Origin of the sequence: Spiroplasma endosymbiont of Nomada ruficornis (assembly GCF_964030795.1) — a bacterium.
Taxonomy (GTDB): domain Bacteria; phylum Bacillota_I; class Bacilli_A; order Mycoplasmatales; family VBWQ01; genus Spiroplasma_E; species Spiroplasma_E ixodetis_A.
In genome coordinates this window covers 467,191-486,220 of the sequence record NZ_OZ034962.1, presented here as the reverse complement: position 1 = coordinate 486,220, position 19,030 = coordinate 467,191, and the positions used below count along the sequence as shown (strand labels likewise).

The 19,030-nt window shown below is 22.4% G+C and carries 17 protein-coding genes; 12 read left to right on the top strand and 5 right to left on the bottom strand.

All coding sequences use genetic code 4. The features are described 5' to 3' along the window. Positions 1 to 6 precede the first annotated feature (6 nt). The 5 genes from AAHM79_RS02900 to AAHM79_RS02880 are packed head-to-tail and all read left to right on the top strand — an operon-like array spanning position 7 to position 6,948. Positions 7 to 1,704: a hypothetical protein gene (locus tag AAHM79_RS02900; protein ID WP_342257496.1), complete on the top strand. Its 1,698-nt coding sequence runs from the start codon at positions 7 to 9 to the stop codon at positions 1,702 to 1,704. A gap of 3 nt (positions 1,705 to 1,707) precedes the next feature. Then, complete coding sequence (locus tag AAHM79_RS02895; RefSeq protein WP_342258087.1) at positions 1,708 to 3,594, top strand: hypothetical protein; 1,887 nt, start codon at positions 1,708 to 1,710, stop codon at positions 3,592 to 3,594. A gap of 4 nt (positions 3,595 to 3,598) precedes the next feature. Next, positions 3,599 to 3,721: a hypothetical protein gene (locus AAHM79_RS02890; RefSeq protein WP_338957828.1), complete on the top strand. Its 123-nt coding sequence runs from the start codon at positions 3,599 to 3,601 to the stop codon at positions 3,719 to 3,721. 13 nt (positions 3,722 to 3,734) lie between these two features. Then, the gene (locus AAHM79_RS02885; RefSeq protein ID WP_342258086.1) at positions 3,735 to 4,973 is read left to right on the top strand and encodes a hypothetical protein; all 1,239 of its coding nucleotides are present in this window, start codon (positions 3,735 to 3,737) and stop codon (positions 4,971 to 4,973) included. Then, a complete protein-coding gene (locus AAHM79_RS02880; protein ID WP_342257211.1) occupies positions 4,924 to 6,948 on the top strand; it encodes a hypothetical protein in 2,025 nt (674 codons plus the stop codon). The genes AAHM79_RS02885 and AAHM79_RS02880 overlap by 50 nt, the downstream gene beginning before the upstream one ends. On the opposite strand, the gene AAHM79_RS02875 is transcribed toward AAHM79_RS02880, so the two are convergent. The 3 genes from AAHM79_RS02875 to AAHM79_RS02865 all read right to left on the bottom strand — a co-directional run bounded on the left by AAHM79_RS02875 (position 6,945) and on the right by AAHM79_RS02865 (position 9,079). Beyond that, positions 6,945 to 7,223: a hypothetical protein gene (locus AAHM79_RS02875; RefSeq protein ID WP_342257494.1), complete on the bottom strand. Its 279-nt coding sequence runs from the start codon at positions 7,221 to 7,223 to the stop codon at positions 6,945 to 6,947. The two genes, AAHM79_RS02880 and AAHM79_RS02875, sit on opposite strands and share 4 nt — an antisense overlap. A gap of 150 nt (positions 7,224 to 7,373) precedes the next feature. Then, the gene (locus AAHM79_RS02870; RefSeq protein ID WP_342257493.1) at positions 7,374 to 7,997 is read right to left on the bottom strand and encodes a hypothetical protein; all 624 of its coding nucleotides are present in this window, start codon (positions 7,995 to 7,997) and stop codon (positions 7,374 to 7,376) included. 50 nt (positions 7,998 to 8,047) lie between these two features. After that, complete coding sequence (locus AAHM79_RS02865; RefSeq protein WP_342257492.1) at positions 8,048 to 9,079, bottom strand: hypothetical protein; 1,032 nt, start codon at positions 9,077 to 9,079, stop codon at positions 8,048 to 8,050. Positions 9,080 to 9,152: 73 nt separating this feature from the next. Here AAHM79_RS02865 and AAHM79_RS02860 point away from each other — a divergent pair, with 73 nt between their 5' ends. Continuing rightward, positions 9,153 to 10,313, top strand: coding sequence for an Mbov_0401 family ICE element transposase-like protein (locus AAHM79_RS02860; protein ID WP_342258085.1), 1,161 nt, complete (start codon positions 9,153 to 9,155; stop codon positions 10,311 to 10,313). Between the two features lie 120 nt (positions 10,314 to 10,433). Next, positions 10,434 to 11,384: an IS30 family transposase gene (locus tag AAHM79_RS02855; RefSeq protein WP_342257214.1), complete on the top strand. Its 951-nt coding sequence runs from the start codon at positions 10,434 to 10,436 to the stop codon at positions 11,382 to 11,384. Positions 11,385 to 11,612: 228 nt separating this feature from the next. Here AAHM79_RS02855 and AAHM79_RS02850 read toward each other — a convergent pair whose 3' ends face one another. Both AAHM79_RS02850 and holA read right to left on the bottom strand, forming a co-directional pair. Further along, the gene (locus AAHM79_RS02850; protein ID WP_342258084.1) at positions 11,613 to 13,064 is read right to left on the bottom strand and encodes a hypothetical protein; all 1,452 of its coding nucleotides are present in this window, start codon (positions 13,062 to 13,064) and stop codon (positions 11,613 to 11,615) included. A gap of 43 nt (positions 13,065 to 13,107) precedes the next feature. Beyond that, complete coding sequence (holA, locus tag AAHM79_RS02845) at positions 13,108 to 14,019, bottom strand: DNA polymerase III subunit delta (protein ID WP_338959077.1); 912 nt, start codon at positions 14,017 to 14,019, stop codon at positions 13,108 to 13,110. 210 nt (positions 14,020 to 14,229) lie between these two features. On the opposite strand from holA, the gene AAHM79_RS02840 reads away from it, so the two are divergent. From AAHM79_RS02840 to AAHM79_RS02820, 5 genes are all read left to right on the top strand, one after another. Further along, complete coding sequence (locus tag AAHM79_RS02840) at positions 14,230 to 14,628, top strand: helix-turn-helix domain-containing protein (protein ID WP_342258083.1); 399 nt, start codon at positions 14,230 to 14,232, stop codon at positions 14,626 to 14,628. Continuing rightward, on the top strand, positions 14,520 to 15,188 hold the full coding sequence (locus AAHM79_RS02835; RefSeq protein WP_342258234.1) for an IS30 family transposase: 669 nt from the start codon (positions 14,520 to 14,522) through the stop codon (positions 15,186 to 15,188). Before AAHM79_RS02840 ends, AAHM79_RS02835 begins: the two co-directional genes overlap by 109 nt. Before the next feature lie 112 nt (positions 15,189 to 15,300). Beyond that, positions 15,301 to 16,998, top strand: coding sequence for a hypothetical protein (locus AAHM79_RS02830; RefSeq protein WP_342258082.1), 1,698 nt, complete (start codon positions 15,301 to 15,303; stop codon positions 16,996 to 16,998). A 3-nt stretch (positions 16,999 to 17,001) separates the two neighbouring features. Further along, positions 17,002 to 18,894, top strand: a complete 1,893-nt coding sequence (locus AAHM79_RS02825; RefSeq protein ID WP_342258081.1) for a hypothetical protein — start codon at positions 17,002 to 17,004, stop codon at positions 18,892 to 18,894. A 4-nt stretch (positions 18,895 to 18,898) separates the two neighbouring features. After that, on the top strand, positions 18,899 to 19,021 hold the full coding sequence (locus AAHM79_RS02820) for a hypothetical protein (protein ID WP_338957828.1): 123 nt from the start codon (positions 18,899 to 18,901) through the stop codon (positions 19,019 to 19,021). Positions 19,022 to 19,030 lie beyond the last annotated feature (9 nt).

Genomic DNA, 19,030 nt, shown 5'->3' with positions numbered 1-19,030 from the left:
ATTATTATGCCAATTGGTACAACTAGTACAGCAATACTTTTAAACATAAATAAACCAAAACATACTAGAACAAGTCAACAACAAGAACATAAAAGTTGATGATGAGAAATTTTAGAAATGATTGGTGTACAAGTAATAGCAGTAGCACTTGCTCCTTTTACTGGTGGATTAAGTGAAAGTTTAGCACTTGGTTTAGGTGCAAGTGATTTACTTGCTAGTATTAGTGCTGTTGGTGTAGAGTTTTTAACTGATTTTACTATTAATCAAGTTTATGATTATTTAAAAGGAAATGTTACACCATTAAATACTTTTTTTAATATATTACCTGCATTTGCTGGACTTAATAGAATTAGTCGTGGTTATCGTACAACTAAATTTATTAGTTTAGCAGAAAAAACTAAAACATTAGAACAAATTGGCATTAAAAAAGCAAAAAATTTACAAGAAATCATTAGTCAAGTAAGTGGAAAAGAAATTTTAACAGATAAAATTATTGGAAATAAACGTTATTTATTTAATTATAACCATGCTCCAAATCGCGAAACAATAATACAAAATTTAGGTTTTGTTGCTGAAAGACAATATAAAAATAATTTTGCAAAATTAGAAGTACAAGAATTAAAAAATTATTTATTATTACAAAATGAATTAATAAAGTTAAGTACACAGTTAACTCCTAAATTTAAAATTAAAGATATTGATAAAGCAAACAATTTTTTACAAAAATATAATACTGATTTAAAAGAAGTATTAAAAATGAACCAACATGACTGATTAAATTTAGTTCATACAATACATGCAGAAAATAGATATGGAAAATCTTTAATTTTAGATTTACAAAAAATTCGTGCTAATGCAATTAAATTTAATTTTAAAAATAGTTCAATTCATAAATTAGTATTAAAAGCAAATCAAACTTTTAAATATTTTGATATTAAATTTTATTTTAAAAAAGGTTTAAATAAATTTTGAAAAGATACTTCATATTTTGAAAAAATAAGAATAAATATTTATAAATTACAAGAGAAATTCGAAAAATTAGAAAAACAAGCATTTGAAAAAATTAATAAATTAAAAGAAAAAACAATTGATGTATTTACAAGTGCTGAAAAGAAAGCAATTAAACATGCACAATTAATTCCATTAAATTCACCAGTATTTATGGCTTGTAAAATTCAACCTTTATCATTAGATAAATGTGGAATTACTATTTATCATCGTAATCCTAAATATAAACCAATTGTAGTTATTGATAGTATTATCAAAGCAGAAACTTTTGTTATTCAAATACATCCATTTCATTGATATAGATGATATAGCGGTTGATATATTGGATATGGAGTTAGTCAAAATAAATGATTAAAAAGTATTGCTTTTGCTCTACCAGTTGTACAACAAATGATTAAAGATAGTTTTAAAATTTATAGGCAAATATTAAGGACAATTAGAACTTATCATAAAGTAGTTAATGTTATTAATAATCCTATTGATAATGTCAATAAATCATTTAAAAGGGTGGGTTTAAAATTATCAGTTAATACTGTATTTGGTACTGGATTGTTAAGACATTTAGAAAAATTTGCATATAATCAAGTTGTAAAAAAAGGAAAGAAAAAATTACAAAAAGAAATTATACATATATCACATAGAAAAACTAAATCAAAAACCAAACGTTATAAAAAAGCATTTTTTAAGGAATGATAAAATATGATTAATAAACTTTGAACTGGTGTCAGTTTAGAAAATTATAATAACTGATATCCATTAACTGGAACAATTACAGAAACACCACGACAATATATAAATACATGACCAAATGTTGATGATTGATTTAAAACATTTGCTATTCGTGCTCAAAATGATATTAATGCTTATCTTGATTTTATTTTATCTAAATTTCCTTTTGATAGTTTTAAAGATGAATTAATTAAAGAAACTTTAAGAGATATGGTTTATGTTATGGTTGAACATTGAGTATTTAATCGTACACCAATTGAATTTAATGTTGATGCTACTATTCAATTTAATAATGGTAATCAATTTAGTGCAAGTAGTACTCCTACGATTAATATTTGAGATTTAGCACCTAGTAGAATGAAAATATGAGCAAGATTAACAGAATTAAAACAAATATTTTCAAATTATAATAATGATGAAATAGATGTTGAAAAAATTGACTTAAAAGCATTTTATACTAGAAACCAAGTTAATGAATTAATTCAAGAACAAAAAGAATTTACATTATCAAAGCAAATAAAATTATATGATGATACCATTAATGGTAATAAAAATGAAACATATAGGGGACCAGTTACAAATTTAATAAATAAAGGTTATGTTGCAACAGAATATGACTCAAAAACTGAAACTATGATTTTAGATTGACCTAATGAAATTGGAACATTACCACCTGATGTTTTACAAAACAATCCACAAATTGGTGATTATACACATGCACCAACTTGTGATTTTTCTGCTAAACAACAAAAACGAATTACTACAAATGAAAATGAAATTACCAAATTAAATAGTGAATTAATTAAAACAAACGAAAATATTAATGATGTTAAAAATAATTGATTTAATATTGAAACTAGTCCCTTATGAAAAAAAGTTGAAAATAATAATATAGAAATATTTAAATGATATTTTATTAAAATCAGTTATCAATATTCAACAGAAAATAACTTTATGAAATTTTATAAAGTAATTAAAATTTATTTAAATAATGTTTTTAACGAATTTGAATTGTTAAATGTTGATTCCATGACTTATGGAGAACAAATACAAAATAAAAATATTTTAAATATTGGAACTATTTACTATAACAATAAAAAGAAACAATTTAGTGGTGGTGGTAATTCTTATCCTGAACTTGGAAAAATTAATTTAATTGCTGATATAGAAGAAATATATCAATATCAAGGAATAGATACACCAACTGAATTTATAGCAGAAGAAAATACTGAACATGATTATTATACAAAACTAGAAACAAATCAATTATTAGATAAAAAACAAGATAAGTTAATTGCTGGTGAAAATATTAAAATTGATGAAAATAATAAAATTAGTGCTACTTGCGGGAAAACTGATTTAACTGATTATTATAAAAAAGAAGAAGTAGATAAAAAATTAGACAATAAAATGGATAAAGACCAATTCAAATATGCTTTTTCTATAAATACTATTGGTACTGAAATTCCTAATTTAGAAACTACTGATAAAACTGTTGCTGGTGCTATTAATGAAATTATCAAAAAACAACCACAACCAATTCCTCCAAGTAGTTCAATTTGAAAAGAAGTAGGAATAAGAGAAAAAAATAAATGAGATAATTGACAAATTACTTATGATTTTATAGTTAATAAAAGATATAAAGTTTATTATTCTTGAAATATATATAATAATGTTTTTGCAATTAAAGAATTTATTATAACTAATACAAAAATAGCAGGTGTACCAATAGAAGTTTTTAACAATAATACTAATGTCTTAGTTTTATCAGTACAACACTCAAAATTTATTACTATTTATTCTTTAAAAGGTAGCGATAAAGGTAATACATGAAAAGTAGAAGAATTACAGGAATAAAATTATGATTTGAAAAATTATAAAAATTATTTTAAGTTTAATTGGAGTTTTATTATCTTCTGCTGTTGCTGGTTTAATTATATTTATTATAGTAAAAATTGTCTTAAAAATTAATCAAATATTTTAGAAAGGAGAAAAAAATGAAACCTTTTTGACCAAGAAAAGATAAAACAAATATTAATAATAATGAAGAAAAATCTAAATTAATTTTTTTAGAAAATAAAAGTACACACACTTCTATTTTAAGTTATTTTGGTTTTAATGATTTTAATCATGAGACTTATTTTACTGATTTTGTTGCTGAAAATAATGCTAATTTATATAATGCTCCATTGGATATTAATAATGAAACTATTAAACAATATTTAATTAAACAAGAATTTTATAGAAAGAATTGAAATTCTATTTTTAAATTAAGCAAATTAGGAATTAGTGGTTATTTAATTTATATTGCTAATGATGATTTATATTTTCAAGTAGTAGATATACAGCAAAGAATTTATGATATTACTGGTAAATTAATTCAATGTACTATTTTTTATGATAGTTATCAACAAAATGCACAAACAGTAAGATTATTTGAAGTTTATAAATTAAATAATGAACAAGTAACTATTAATCGTGCAATTTATAGTATTAGTGATAATAAAAAACAATTTCCTTTACCTTTTAAAGAATATAGTAATAATCCTAATTTAGAACAAGAACAAACATTAAATATTAATTATATTCCAATAGCAATTATGAGAAATAAAGCAAATGAGTTAGCAGATTGTAATAAAGTAATGGATAAAATTAAAGCATTAGATGTTATTTATGAACAAATTGTTTTAGATACTATTTTAAATTCACCAAAGTTTATTTTTGACCAAACTTATGGTAATGCTAAATCTACAATGGATGAAGCCGTAAGAACATTAGTTACTAACAACTATATTTGAAAAACTACTGGTGATAATAATGAAAAAAGTGAAAATATTAATATGACAAGTAGTAATTTTAAAGGTAAAAATTTAACTGATATATATGATTGAAATATTAATGAAATATTTAAACGTTGTGGTATTCATATACCAAGTCAAAAGAAATCAGCACAACAATCGGTTCCCGAAAGTACAGCGGTAAATATTTCAACTATTAATTATATTGAACAAAAATTATGACAATTTAATATTGATATTCTTAAATTTATTCAAATATTAGTACGTTTAGATAAAGATTTATTAAATAGTAAAACATTTAATATTAATGATGAACAAGAAATTCATAACTTAACAGTTAAATTAAAATTATTTAATCCAGAAAATAACCAATTAATAGGAGAAAACAATGGAAAACAACAACAAACCACAAACGAAGTTTCCACAGAAACAAACTAAACTTAATCAAGCAGAAATAGAAAATGATTATTTAATTGATAATATTCCTTATGATTTTACTAATATGATGAGTGCTACTAGTGACCCTGATATTAATAGAGCATACGATGAATTTAAAAAAAGAAAAATTTATATTTATGAAATTGAACGTTTATTTAAAAATAATGAAAATAATAGTTTAAGATTTTCAGCAAATACTATTAAAATAGGTTTTATTGATATTGATAAAGTATTAAAAACTACTGCTGTTGAAACATCTGATTTTACTATGCAATTAAATCAAAGAGCAAGTACTAATATTAATGACAATACAATTGAATATAGTATGACTGATATTAAAAATTTAATATTTCAAGAAATAAATTTATTAAATCAATTTAAGTTATATGCAGTTAGTATAAATGAACCATTAACTGAAAATAATATTGATAATTTATATATTATTAATAATTATTCAGAACCTTATCAAAATCCAAAAACTAGAAGTACTAAAAGTATTACTATTATTAAAATTAAAGACTTTAAAACAAGAGATGGTTATCCAATTATTATTAAATTACAAAAACCACTAGATAAAGACACCAAAGTTATTGGTTTAAAAATTAAAGCACCTAGAAGCATGATTTTTGGCAATATAAAGGTACTTGGTGAAGTCGACAATATGGAGGTATACCCAAAGTTATTTGTCAAAGATAAGATAGCATTTCCGCTATTATCAATGCCTATTGAAACTCAACCAAAAGTTAGAATATTACAACAATGATTTAGTGAACAAATATTACCTTGAAATTTAGCAAAACAATTTATAGGACAAGAAAAATCAGTTTTAGATTTAATTGCTATTGGCGGTGGTAGAGAAACAAGAAAAGAAATTATTAATAATGCAAGAGTAACTAATGATAAAATTGGTTATGATGTTTCTAAAAATTCAAAAGTATGACCATTATCTGATGAACTAGAATTAAAAGATAAAAAATTAGAGTCATGATTTTTAGTAAGTGACTATAATTTATTTATTTCTACAACAAATAAATTTCATGATGTTGAACTAGAAATAAAAGATAGACCACCAATTGATAGTTTACAAAAAGTATTATTAGATATGTTAACTTATACATATACTTATAATAGAAACTTTGATGGTGCATCATTAAGTAATGTTTTAAAAGAAATGAATGATTTAGATAAAATTCGTGCTAAGTTTGAAGGACAAAAACCAAATGAAGTTATTACTAATTTATTTAAACAATGAGAATTAGATTATCCTAACTATACAAATTTACCAAAAGTTAAAATATTAAAACAAATAGTTATAATGCTATCAAAAAATATTTATTCAACCATGTCTATTAATAACGGTTTAAATGATGACTATAAATTATTATTACCTTATTATTTTGAATTAAAATCAAATCCTATACATTCTACACCTGATAAGATTTGAGAATTTAAAGATATAAAAGTAGTATTAAAATCTGCATATTTTGATTTTACAGATATCAATAACATTAAACTAAAAAACAATGACATTAGTCAAAATGAATTATTGAAATTAGATGATAATCAATTTAACTGACTATCCATAACTAATGAATTAGAAAGCAATAATATACCATCATTAATTCCGGCAGATTGAACATTAGGTAATGGTGAATATGGAAAATATTTTACAAGATTAATTATTAATAAAAATAAAACCGAAAATGCTTTAAATTTATATGGTTCAAATAAATCACAATTATTTTCTAAATTAGAATTTTATAAAGAAGTTTTACAAATTGACAATAATAGTGAATTTGAATTACAAATTGAAAATCCAATTAATAACTTAAATCGAATTGAAGTTAGCGGACTATTTGGTGCTGGTAATTATGATTTAATTTTAGTAACAAATAAACAAGAAATAAATTTAAATAATATTAATTTATTTGATAAATATAATGAAAATATTTCTTATATAAATTTAGAAATTTAATTATCAAAATATCCATCTGGATAAATACCATCTCATTTTACTGCATCATCAGTTAATTTATTTGATGCTCAGTAAAGAGTAATTTTATGTTTATTACTTACTTGTCTTGCTCAAATAGTTGCCCCCCAGTGTGCTTCATGGTCGTAATCATAAAAATATGTTAATTGATTATTTTTATTATATGAAACTATTCCTAAGATTAAACCGGTAACACCAGTTATTACAGCAAATGATAATGATATTTTTTGAAAATTTGTTTTTATTCATGTTTTCATAATAAATATCTCCTTTTTTCCTTGATTTTACTTTTAAATTGTACTATTTTTGATTATTTTTACAAGTATGCTTTTAAAAGCAAAATAACGCCTAAATTAAAGGTGTTTATTTTTTGATACCTATAATATTAATTGTATTGCGCTTATTTATTATATTGCAAATGTGAAGATACTTTTTTTTACAGTAGCATTATTTTTACCCCTAATTACATTTTTATATGGATATAATGCATAAAATAATGCATCATAAGGGTCTTGATACATATTTTTGTCAGGAATGTTAGTTTTGGTTTGGTCATAACGTAATTCTTCTAAACATTGAGTTGTTTTTGGTAAATCATCTTTATTTGCATAAAAGTTTCCATAACTCATAATATTTCTCATTCAAACTACTCTATTAGTTAATCCGGCTTCTTGATTTAAATTTGAAGCATGTTTAATAGCGGTTTGTGTTATTAAAATAGTATTGTGTTCATCAATTAATTTTTGATTTAATCAATCCATTGCTGTTCTTGCTTTATCATCATAAAAATAAATTGCTTGTTCAAAATTTTCAAAATTATCCATTAATCCTAAAATTTCATTAACATAAGCATTAATTTTTTCATTTTCATTTATAAAATCATTTGGAGTAACTACTAATTCACAAATAATATAAGCATCATAATAACCAGTATTATTATATTCTTTAAAACCAACTACCATAAATACAGTATGGTCTTTTGGTCCCGTAGCTCAATCAATACCAACACTATAAAAATCAAATTTATACATTTCTTTTTCTTGATTATAAAATTGTTTTAAATCATATGATTGTCAATATTTTACTGTTTTTTGAAATGGAAAATTGTTGCATCGCTATCTAAAAATTCAAAACCATAATAAACAGTATTATATTCATCTGGATTACTTTTTTCCATTTCTAATAATGTTCTTTGTTGAATGTCAGGTAATTTATTTCAAAATGGTTGAATAGTAAATCTTAAAACAAATAAACCTAAACCACTAAACATATCTTTATTTTCATAATAAACTTTACCAACTTTTTTAAGATTTTTCATGACTTCATCATTTAATGGTAAAAATGGTGTACAGTATTTTAAATAAAATGGATGATATTTATCATAAGGATTACATGTAAAAGTAATGAAAAAACTTTTATAAAAATAACGAGTAATCTTTTGTCCAAAGGTAGAACTATATATATTTTTATCAATAAATGTTCAACTTCACTCTTTAATAGGTTTATTTGATACTTTAATACGATTACTTCTAAACATAGAGTTTTGTAAACGTTCATATCGATATGTTAATTGTTTTTCAGTTAATGTTTCTTTTTCTTCTGCCATAATAATTTCATCTGTTCTTGAACCTAAAAAACTTGACCCACCTGCTTCTTTTCCAAAAATCTTATTACCATTAGCATAACCAATAAAGTCAATTTGTTGATTACTTGGAAAGATAATACATCCCCCATCCTTAGTAATTTTTCATTTAATGCCATGTGGATTATTAGGTAATAAATTAATATTATATGTATCTAATAAAACTTGACAAACATTCATTAAAGCACCAATTGTAGTTTCACTATGAGTATTTTCATATCTTCTTACTTCTTGAACACTACTATCTCTAAAATTACAACATATAAATAAATCAAATGCTAAACAGTTTCAAGTTTTTCTTGTTCCACGTGCTGTTGGAACAAAACGATAAAAACAATTAGTAGTAAAATATTCTGCTCATTCATCACCAACAAATTCTTTAAAAATATCTCAACTAAAACCATAATTATTATCACTAAAATTAAGATTATATTTTTTATTTAATTGTCCATAACTACTAATAAAAGCCATATTTACTCCTTATTTTTTAAAAAAAATTAAACTTAAATTATTAACAAACAAAAATTAGAAAGGAACATTAAAAATGTTTATATTACCATTCGCAAATCATTTTGATTGAGACAAACATGATTTTAATCAAGATGAATTAAGTTTAAAACAAACAGAAGAATTATTTGCAAAAATAGATGATTATTTATGAAGTATATGTGATAAATCTGAATATAAATCATATAGATTTAGACAACGAAAATTAAAAGCAAAAAAAGGTTTATTAACTTATAAGCGACGTATTTGTACACATTATAACACAAAAACACAAAAAATGGAGTACGTATCATTATTAGATAATTATCTTGGTGTTAAAAAATATAGTAAACTTGCACCTAACGTTATTAAACAAATTTTAAAATATTTTGCTGATGGTAAAAAGTATCGTGATGTTTGTGATACTTTTATTGAAGATTTAATAAGTAATAGTACAGTTTGTAGAACATATCAAAAATTTGAATTACCAAAAGCAAATATTCCCAAAATACCATTACAACCAAATCAAAATTTATATGTAAATATTGATGATGGTCATCGAAAATTTAAGTTTAATGAAAAACACAATACTAAAAATTGTAAAAAATGTTCTATGAGATTAATAGTAATGTGTACTGGTAAAAAGGAAAATGGAAAATTAATTAATAAAAGAGCTGTATGTAAAATAAGAGTTTCAAAAACAGAAATTGGTGCTGAAAAAACCGCAAAATTAATAGAAAAATATGGTAATTTATTTTTTGAAAACTTTGACCAAGCAAATTTAATAGTTTGTGGAGATAGTGCAAAATGAATTAGAAAAACTGCTACAATTTTAAATGCTAAATTTATTTTAGATAAATTTCATGCTTTTCATGTTTTATTTCTTGGTATAATGGCAGGAAGAAGAAAAAATCAAATTGCTAAATTACACTATCAAAATGCAATAAATTTATTTGCCAAAGGTCAATATTATGAATTAATTGATTTTTTACAATCATTAACTTTACAATATAAAAAATTAAAAGTTGGTTATTTTATTAATGCAAAAGATGGTGTATTAAACCAAGCATTAGTTGAAAATATTGGTTGCTTTACTGAAACTAATATTAAACAAATTTTAAAGCATATGATTGGTGATAGAACTTATAACATTGATATGTATACAAAAATGGTTAATTTTAAATGTTATCAAATAAATACAATTATCCAGTTATTATAAATTAAAACTTAAATTTGCTGAATTATACTTGTAAGTGCAAGTAAATAAAATTGCAAAAAATTCTCATATAAAAATTTCATAATGCTAAATTTAGTTTAGAAAAAAGTAAGGAGTTTTTATATGAGTTATAAACATCTTGGCATAGATGAAAGGATTTATATTGAGAATCAATTGAAATTTAAATTTAAAATTAGTGAAATAGCTAAAAATCTTAATCGAAGTATTAGTACTATTATTCGAGAAATTAATAGAAATAAAGATAATAATCATGATTTTTCATTAATTGCACAAAATAAAGCTGAAAATCGAAAACAATCACATATTAGTTTTCATAAGTTTAAAAATAAGAATTTAGTAAAATATGTACAACAAAAATTACTATTAGGTTGATCATCTGAACAAATTTATGGCAGAATTAAAAATTTTCATAAAGAGTGAGTTATTAGTTTTAAAACAATTTATACTTGAATTTATTTTGGAATGCTTGATAAAGTTACTAGTAAAAATTTAAGAAGAAAAGGTAAAAAACGAAAATCTAAAGAAAATCGTGGCAAGTTTAATGGTAAATCAATTAAAGAACGAGATATAAATGTTAATGATCGTATAACACTTGGTCATTGAGAAGGAGATACTATAGTATCATCACGAGGTAAAAGCAAATCATGTTTAATAACTTTAGTTGAAAGAGTATCACGATTTACTTTAGCAATATTAGTTAAAAACAGAACTACTAAAGTTATTAATAAAAATGTCAGTTATTATTTATCAATTCTTCCTAAAAACATTGTTAAAACTATTACTTTTGATCGTGGCAAAGAATTTTCAAATTGACAACAACTTGAAAAAAATTTAGATGTAAAAATTTATTTTGCCAATCCATATTCACCTTGACAAAGAGGTACTAATGAAAATACTAATGGTTTAATTAGAGAAAAATTTCCTAAAAAATTTATTTTTTCAAAAACTAATAAAAATGAAGTTCATAAATTTATATTGTCTTTAAATCAAAGACCGAGAAAAATACTAAATTATCTTTCACCAATCGAATATTTGGATAGAAAAATAATTTAGTTGCACTTACCTTTACAATTTAGCAAATAAATAAAAATAAAATAAAACTTATTAAAGAAAACTTTAATAAGAATTTTTGAGTTATAAAAGTAAGTATTATTGTTGACTAATATTTTTGAAGTGTTAAGATTAACTTACAATTGCATATTGAAGTCTAAATTATTCTCGTCTAAACTTATAATTTAAAGACAAATTTGAATATTATTGACAACATCGGTATGCTCCCTATTATTTAAATAAATCACTATTACGTCAAAATTTATGATCTTTTGTATCTTTTTTATTATCATTATCTAAACTATCATCAAAAAGTGATGGATCGATTTCATAGGGTTTACCACTTAAAGCATTATTAATAGCATTTTGATATTCCGAATTGGCTCTCATAATTTTATTACGATCAATTTTTGGATTAAGAATAGCAATAACTAGTATAATAGCAATTGGTAAAATTGCTGATGTTGCTGTAATATATGTTAATATTTGAAAAGCTTTAAAAGTTGCTAATCCTTTTAATCAAGGTAAAGCATTAGGATTAATTTCATCACCTTTATCTAAAAAAGAAATAAATGTTCTTAATAATGAATCATTTGTTATCATATAAATTAAATTTGAAATTGTATAAATTATTCAAAAAATTAAAATAACTATTAAAAAATATGATGTTCGATATAAATCACGACCTAATTTTGGTGGTTGTAAAATTGAATATAAAAAGCCTCCATTTAAAACTATTGTTGTGACAATAGTGAAAACTATAGTTTTTGATTGTTGTGCTAAATTATAATAAACAGGTAATGTACTATTATTTTTAATTTGAAAAGTACCTGCTATAAAATAAGTTAGTATATAAGTAGCTATTGCTAGCACTGTTGTTAATAAGAAAAAAGCTGATAATATTTTCTTTAAAAGTGGAATATATTTTGGTTTATTCATATACGGGTAAAATTTAGGATTTGTGGCGGGATGTTGCGGTAATACACCTAACTTCGCTAAATTTGCTAAACTATTATTATCAAGATTATTAATATTTAAATTATTACCTAGATTTCCAATGCCACCAATATTAGGATTTGTATCAACATTATTATCAACATTCTGATTATTTGGAGTAACACTTGGCTTAACCTCAGTAGCATCATCACTAAAATTATTTAATGCAGTAATTTGATCATTTAATTCATTAAAAGTATTATTATCAAACTGTCTTATTCGTTCAAGACTTTCTTTTTCCACAGTCTTACAAATATTAGTAATTGTAACTATTAATAAGTTACGCTCTTCAAGAATTTCAATACGATTTTTAGGAGAACTTTTAGTAATACTCAAACTACGATTTACCAAATTAGAAATTAACTGCAAAAATTCTATTGCATACTTTTTATCTTTTAATTCTTTTAGTTCTTTTTCAAGAAAAAATAAATTAGAAATTTGTAATTCTAAAATTTTTAAAAGTTCTTCATTAGCAAAAATAGATTTTCTAACAATTAAATTATTTAAACTGTTATATATAGTACTTGATATTTCATAGTATAATGCAACATTTAAATCTTCTTCTGAGTACACTTTTTCAGTTTTTTTCTTTGTAACTCTTTTTACTTTTGGTTTAACCAATGTAATGTCACTATTTTCTTCTACTAACTTTTTTTCTGTAACATCAGTATTTTTATTACTTTTCATTATATGTATCACCTCTTGAGTTTAAAACATCTATAATTATATACTAAATATTCAAAAAAAATAAATCAATTGCAATATTTTTATTAAACTTTCCTTTTTTGATATTGTAATCTAATTCATATAATTTTAACAAAATATTATTAATATTTAAATTAATATTTAAATATTGTTCTAATATTTTTACTTGAAACTTAGAAATATTTAATATATTGGAAATATCTTCATTACTTTTTTTTTGTTTAACTAAAATTTTGATATCTCTAATTAATTCTAATTGATATACAAGAATATTAATCAATTTAATTTTATCATAATTAATAACATTATAATAGTTATATTGTCTTCAAAAATTGTTATAATCTTTTTTTAATATATATTCAACAGTTTTAAAAATATTTGTTTCAAAATATTTAGGAACCACCTCAATAATAATATCTGAAGTTATTTTTTTTCCAATTAATCTTAATTTTGATAACTCATTTAAAATAATACTGACATCATTTGGCAAGTATTCTAAAAGAAAATTAGTTGCTTCTTGAGTAATGTTAATTTTAAAACTATTGCAAACTTTATTAATTAATAATAATAATTGTGATTTTGTATAATTTTTAATTTTGATAATATTAAATTGTTGAAATTCTCTACTAATTTTAAAATCAACATTTAAACTTTTAATAATTATCATTGTTTTTTGATTATGATTAAGCAAAGCATTAACAAATTTTTTTTCTTTAATATATTTTTGTCATAAATTACTGCTATCATTAATTACGATTACTTTATTTTCTTCAAATATACTCATAATTTGAATTTCATTAATAATATTAACAATTGTATCCTCTTGTAATTCATATAGATTATAATCATAATTTTCTTTTTTATGATTTTTTTTAATTAATTGTTCAATATTTTTTCTTACTAAATACTCATCTTGACCATGAACAATATAAACCATGTTTCCAACCTCACAAAATTATTAATATATTTTATGTTAATGTTATAATATCATAATGTTTCATATATAATCACACTTTTATTTTTTCCTCAATAATAAACTTTTTGCTGAATTATACTTGTAAGTGCAAGTAAATAAAATTGCAAAAAATTCTCATATAAAAATTTCATAATGCTAAATTTAGTTTAGAAAAAAGTAAGGAGTTTTTATATGAGTTATAAACATCTTGGCATAGATGAAAGGATTTATATTGAGAATCAATTGAAATTTAAATTTAAAATTAGTGAAATAGCTAAAAATCTTAATCGAAGTATTAGTACTATTATTCGAGAAATTAATAGAAATAAAGATAATAATCATTATTTTTCATTAATTGCACAAAATAAAGCTGAAAATCGAAAACAATCACATATTAGTTTTCATAAGTTGAAAAATAAGAATTTAGTAAAATATGTACAACAAAAATTACTATTAGGTTGATCGGTTGATCACCTGAACAAATTTATGGCAGAATTAAAAATTTTCATAAAGAGTGAGTTATTAGTTTTAAAACAATTTATACTTGAATTTATTTTGGAATGCTTGATAAAGTTACTAGTAAAAATTTAAGAAGAAAAGGTAAAAAACGAAAATCTAAAGAAAATCGTGGCAAGTTTAATGGTAAATCAATTAAAGAACGAGATATAAATGTTAATGATCGTATAACACTTGGTCATTGAGAAGGAGATACTATAGTATCATCACGAGGTAAAAGCAAATCATGTTTAATAACTTTAGTTGAAAGAGTATCACGATTTACTTTAGCAATATTAGTTAAAAACAGAACTACTAAAGTTATTAATAAAAATGTCAGTTATTATTTATCAATTCTTCCTAAAAACATTGTTAAAACTATTACTTTTGATCGTGGCAAAGAATTTTCAAATTGACAACAACTTGAAAAAAATTTAGATGTAAAAATTTATTTTGCCAATCCATATTCACCTTGACAAAGAGGTACTAATGAAAATACTAATGGTTTAATTAGAGAAAAATTTCCTAAAAAATTTATTTTTTCAAAAACTAATAAAAATGAAGTTCATAAATTTATATTGTCTTTAAATCAAAGACCGAGAAAAATACTAAATTATCTTTCACCAATCGAATATTTGGATAGAAAAATAATTTAGTTGCACTTACCTTTACAACTTAGCATGTAGTAATCACTACTAATGACACTGATAAAAATTATCAAGGTTCAACAAATCCTATAAAAATAACTCTTAAATAATGATAATTATTATGCCAATTGGTACAACTAGTACAGCAATACTTTTAAACATAAATAAACCAAAACATACTAGAACAAGTCAACAACAAGAACATAAAAGTTGATGATGAGAAATTTTAGAAATGATTGGTGTACAAGTAATAGCAGTAGCACTTGCTCCTTTTACTGGTGGATTAAGTGAAAGTTTAGCACTTGGTTTAGGTGCAAGTGATTTACTTGCTAGTATTAGTGCTGTTGGTGTAGAGTTTTTAACTGATTTTACTATTAATCAAGTTTATGATTATTTAAAAGGAAATGTTACACCATTAAATACTTTTTTTAATATATTACCTGCATTTGCTGGACTTAATAGAATTAGTCGTGGTTATCGTACAACTAAATTTATTAGTTTAGCAGAAAAAACTAAAACATTAGAACAAATTGGCATTAAAAAAGCAAAAAATTTACAAGAAATCATTAGTCAAGTAAGTGGAAAAGAAATTTTAACAGATAAAATTATTGGAAATAAACGTTATTTATTTAATTATAACCATGCTCCAAATCGCGAAACAATAATACAAAATTTAGGTTTTGTTGCTGAAAGACAATATAAAAATAATTTTGCAAAATTAGAAGTACAAGAATTAAAAAATTATTTATTATTACAAAATGAATTAATAAAGTTAAGTCCACAGTTAACTCCTAAATTTAAAATTAAAGATATTGATAAAGCAAACAATTTTTTACAAAAATATAATACTGATTTAAAAGAAGTATTAAAAATGAACCAACATGACTGATTAAATTTAGTTCATACAATACATGCAGAAAATAGATATGGAAAATCTTTAATTTTAGATTTACAAAAAATTCGTGCTAATGCAATTAAATTTAATTTTAAAAATAGTTCAATTCATAAATTAGTATTAAAAGCAAATCAAACTTTTAAATATTTTGATATTAAATTTTATTTTAAAAAAGGTTTAAATAAATTTTGAAAAGATACTTCATATTTTGAAAAAATAAGAATAAATATTTATAAATTACAAGAGAAATTCGAAAAATTAGAAAAACAAGCATTTGAAAAAATTAATAAATTAAAAGAAAAAACAATTGATGTATTTACAAGTGCTGAAAAGAAAGCAATTAAACATGCACAATTAATTCCATTAAATTCACCAGTATTTATGGCTTGTAAAATTCAACCTTTATCATTAGATAAATGTGGAATTACTATTTATCATCGTAATCCTAAATATAAACCAATTGTAGTTATTGATAGTATTATCAAAGCAGAAACTTTTGTTATTCAAATACATCCATTTCATTGATATAGATGATATAGCGGTTGATATATTGGATATGGAGTTAGTCAAAATAAATGATTAAAAAGTATTGCTTTTGCTCTACCAGTTGTACAACAAATGATTAAAGATAGTTTTAAAATTTATAGGCAAATATTAAGGACAATTAGAACTTATCATAAAGTAGTTAATGTTATTAATAATCCTATTGATAATGTCAATAAATCATTTAAAAGGGTGGGTTTAAAATTATCAGTTAATACTGTATTTGGTACTGGATTGTTAAGACATTTAGAAAAATTTGCATATAATCAAGTTGTAAAAAAAGGAAAGAAAAAATTACAAAAAGAAATTATACATATATCACATAGAAAAACTAAATCCAAAACCAAACGTTATAAAAAAGCATTTTTTAAGGAATGATAAAATATGATTAATAAACTTTGAACTGGTGTCAGTTTAGAAAATTATAATAACTGATATCCATTAACTGGAACAATTACAGAAACACCACGACAATATATAAATACATGACCAAATGTTGATGATTGATTTAAAACATTTGCTATTCGTGCTCAAAATGATATTAATGCTTATCTTGATTTTATTTTATCTAAATTTCCTTTTGATAGTTTTAAAGATGAATTAATTAAAGAAACTTTAAGAGATATGGTTTATGTTATGGTTGAACATTGAGTATTTAATCGTACACCAATTGAATTTAATGTTGATGCTACTATTCAATTTAATAATGGTAATCAATTTAGTGCAAGTAGTACTCCTACGATTAATATTTGAGATTTAGCACCTAGTAGAATGAAAATATGAGCAAGATTAACAGAATTAAAACAAATATTTTCAAATTATAATAATGATGAAATAGATGTTGAAAAAATTGACTTAAAAGCATTTTATACTAGAAACCAAGTTAATGAATTAATTCAAGAACAAAAAGAATTTACATTATCAAAGCAAATAAAATTATATGATGATACCATTAATGGTAATAAAAATGAAACATATAGGGGACCAGTTACACATTTAATAAATAAAGGTTATGTTGCAACAGAATATGACTCAAAAACTGAAACTATGATTTTAGATTGACCTAATGAAATTGGAACATTACCACCTGATGTTTTACAAAACAATCCACAAATTGGTGATTATACACATGCACCAACTTGTGATTTTTCTGCTAAACAACAAAAACGAATTACTACAAATGAAAATGAAATTACCAAATTAAATAGTGAATTAATTAAAACAAACGAAAATATTAATGATGTTAAAAATAATTGATTTAATATTGAAACTAGTCCCTTATGAAAAAAAGTTGAAAATAATAATATAGAAATATTTAAATGATATTTTATTAAAATCAGTTATCAATATTCAACAGAAAATAACTTTATGAAATTTTATAAAGTAATTAAAATTTATTTAAATAATGTTTTTAACGAATTTGAATTGTTAAATGTTGATTCCATGACTTATGGAGAACAAATACAAAATAAAAATATTTTAAATATTGGAACTATTTACTATAACAATAAAAAGAAACAATTTAGTGGTGGTGGTAATTCTTATCCTGAACTTGGAAAAATTAATTTAATTGGTGATATAGAAGAAATATATCAATATCAAGTAATAGATACACCAACTGAATTTATAGCAGAAGAAAATACTGAACATGATTATTATACAAAACTAGAAACAAATCAATTATTAGATAAAAAACAAGATAAGTTAATTGCTGGTGAAAATATTAAAATTGATGAAAATAATAAAATTAGTGCTACTTGCGGGAAAACTGATTTAACTGATTATTATAAAAAAGAAGAAGTAGATAAAAAATTAGACAATAAAATGGATAAAGACCAATTCAAATATGCTTTTTCTATAAATACTATTGGTACTGAAATTCCTAATTTAGAAACTACTGATAAAACTGTTGCTGGTGCTATTAATGAAATTATCAAAAAACAACCACAACCAATTCCAATTCCTCCAAGTAGTTCAATTTGAAAAGAAGTAGGAATAAGAGAAAAAAATAAATGAGATAATTGACAAATTACTTATGATTTTATAGTTAATAAAAGATATAAAGTTTATTATTCTTGAAATATATATAATAATGTTTTTGCAATTAAAGAATTTATTATAACTAATACAAAAATAGCAGGTGTACCAATAGAAGTTTTTAACAATAATACTAATGTCTTAGTTTTATCAGTACAACACTCAAAATTTATTACTATTTATTCTTTAAAAGGTAGCGATAAAGGTAATACATGAAAAGTAGAAGAATTACAGGAATAAAATTATGATTTGAAAAATTATAAAAATTATTTTAAGTTTAATTGGAGTTTTATTATCTTCTGCTGTTGCTGGTTTAATTATATTTATTATAGTAAAAATTGTCTTAAAAATTAATCAAATATTTTAGAAAGGAGAA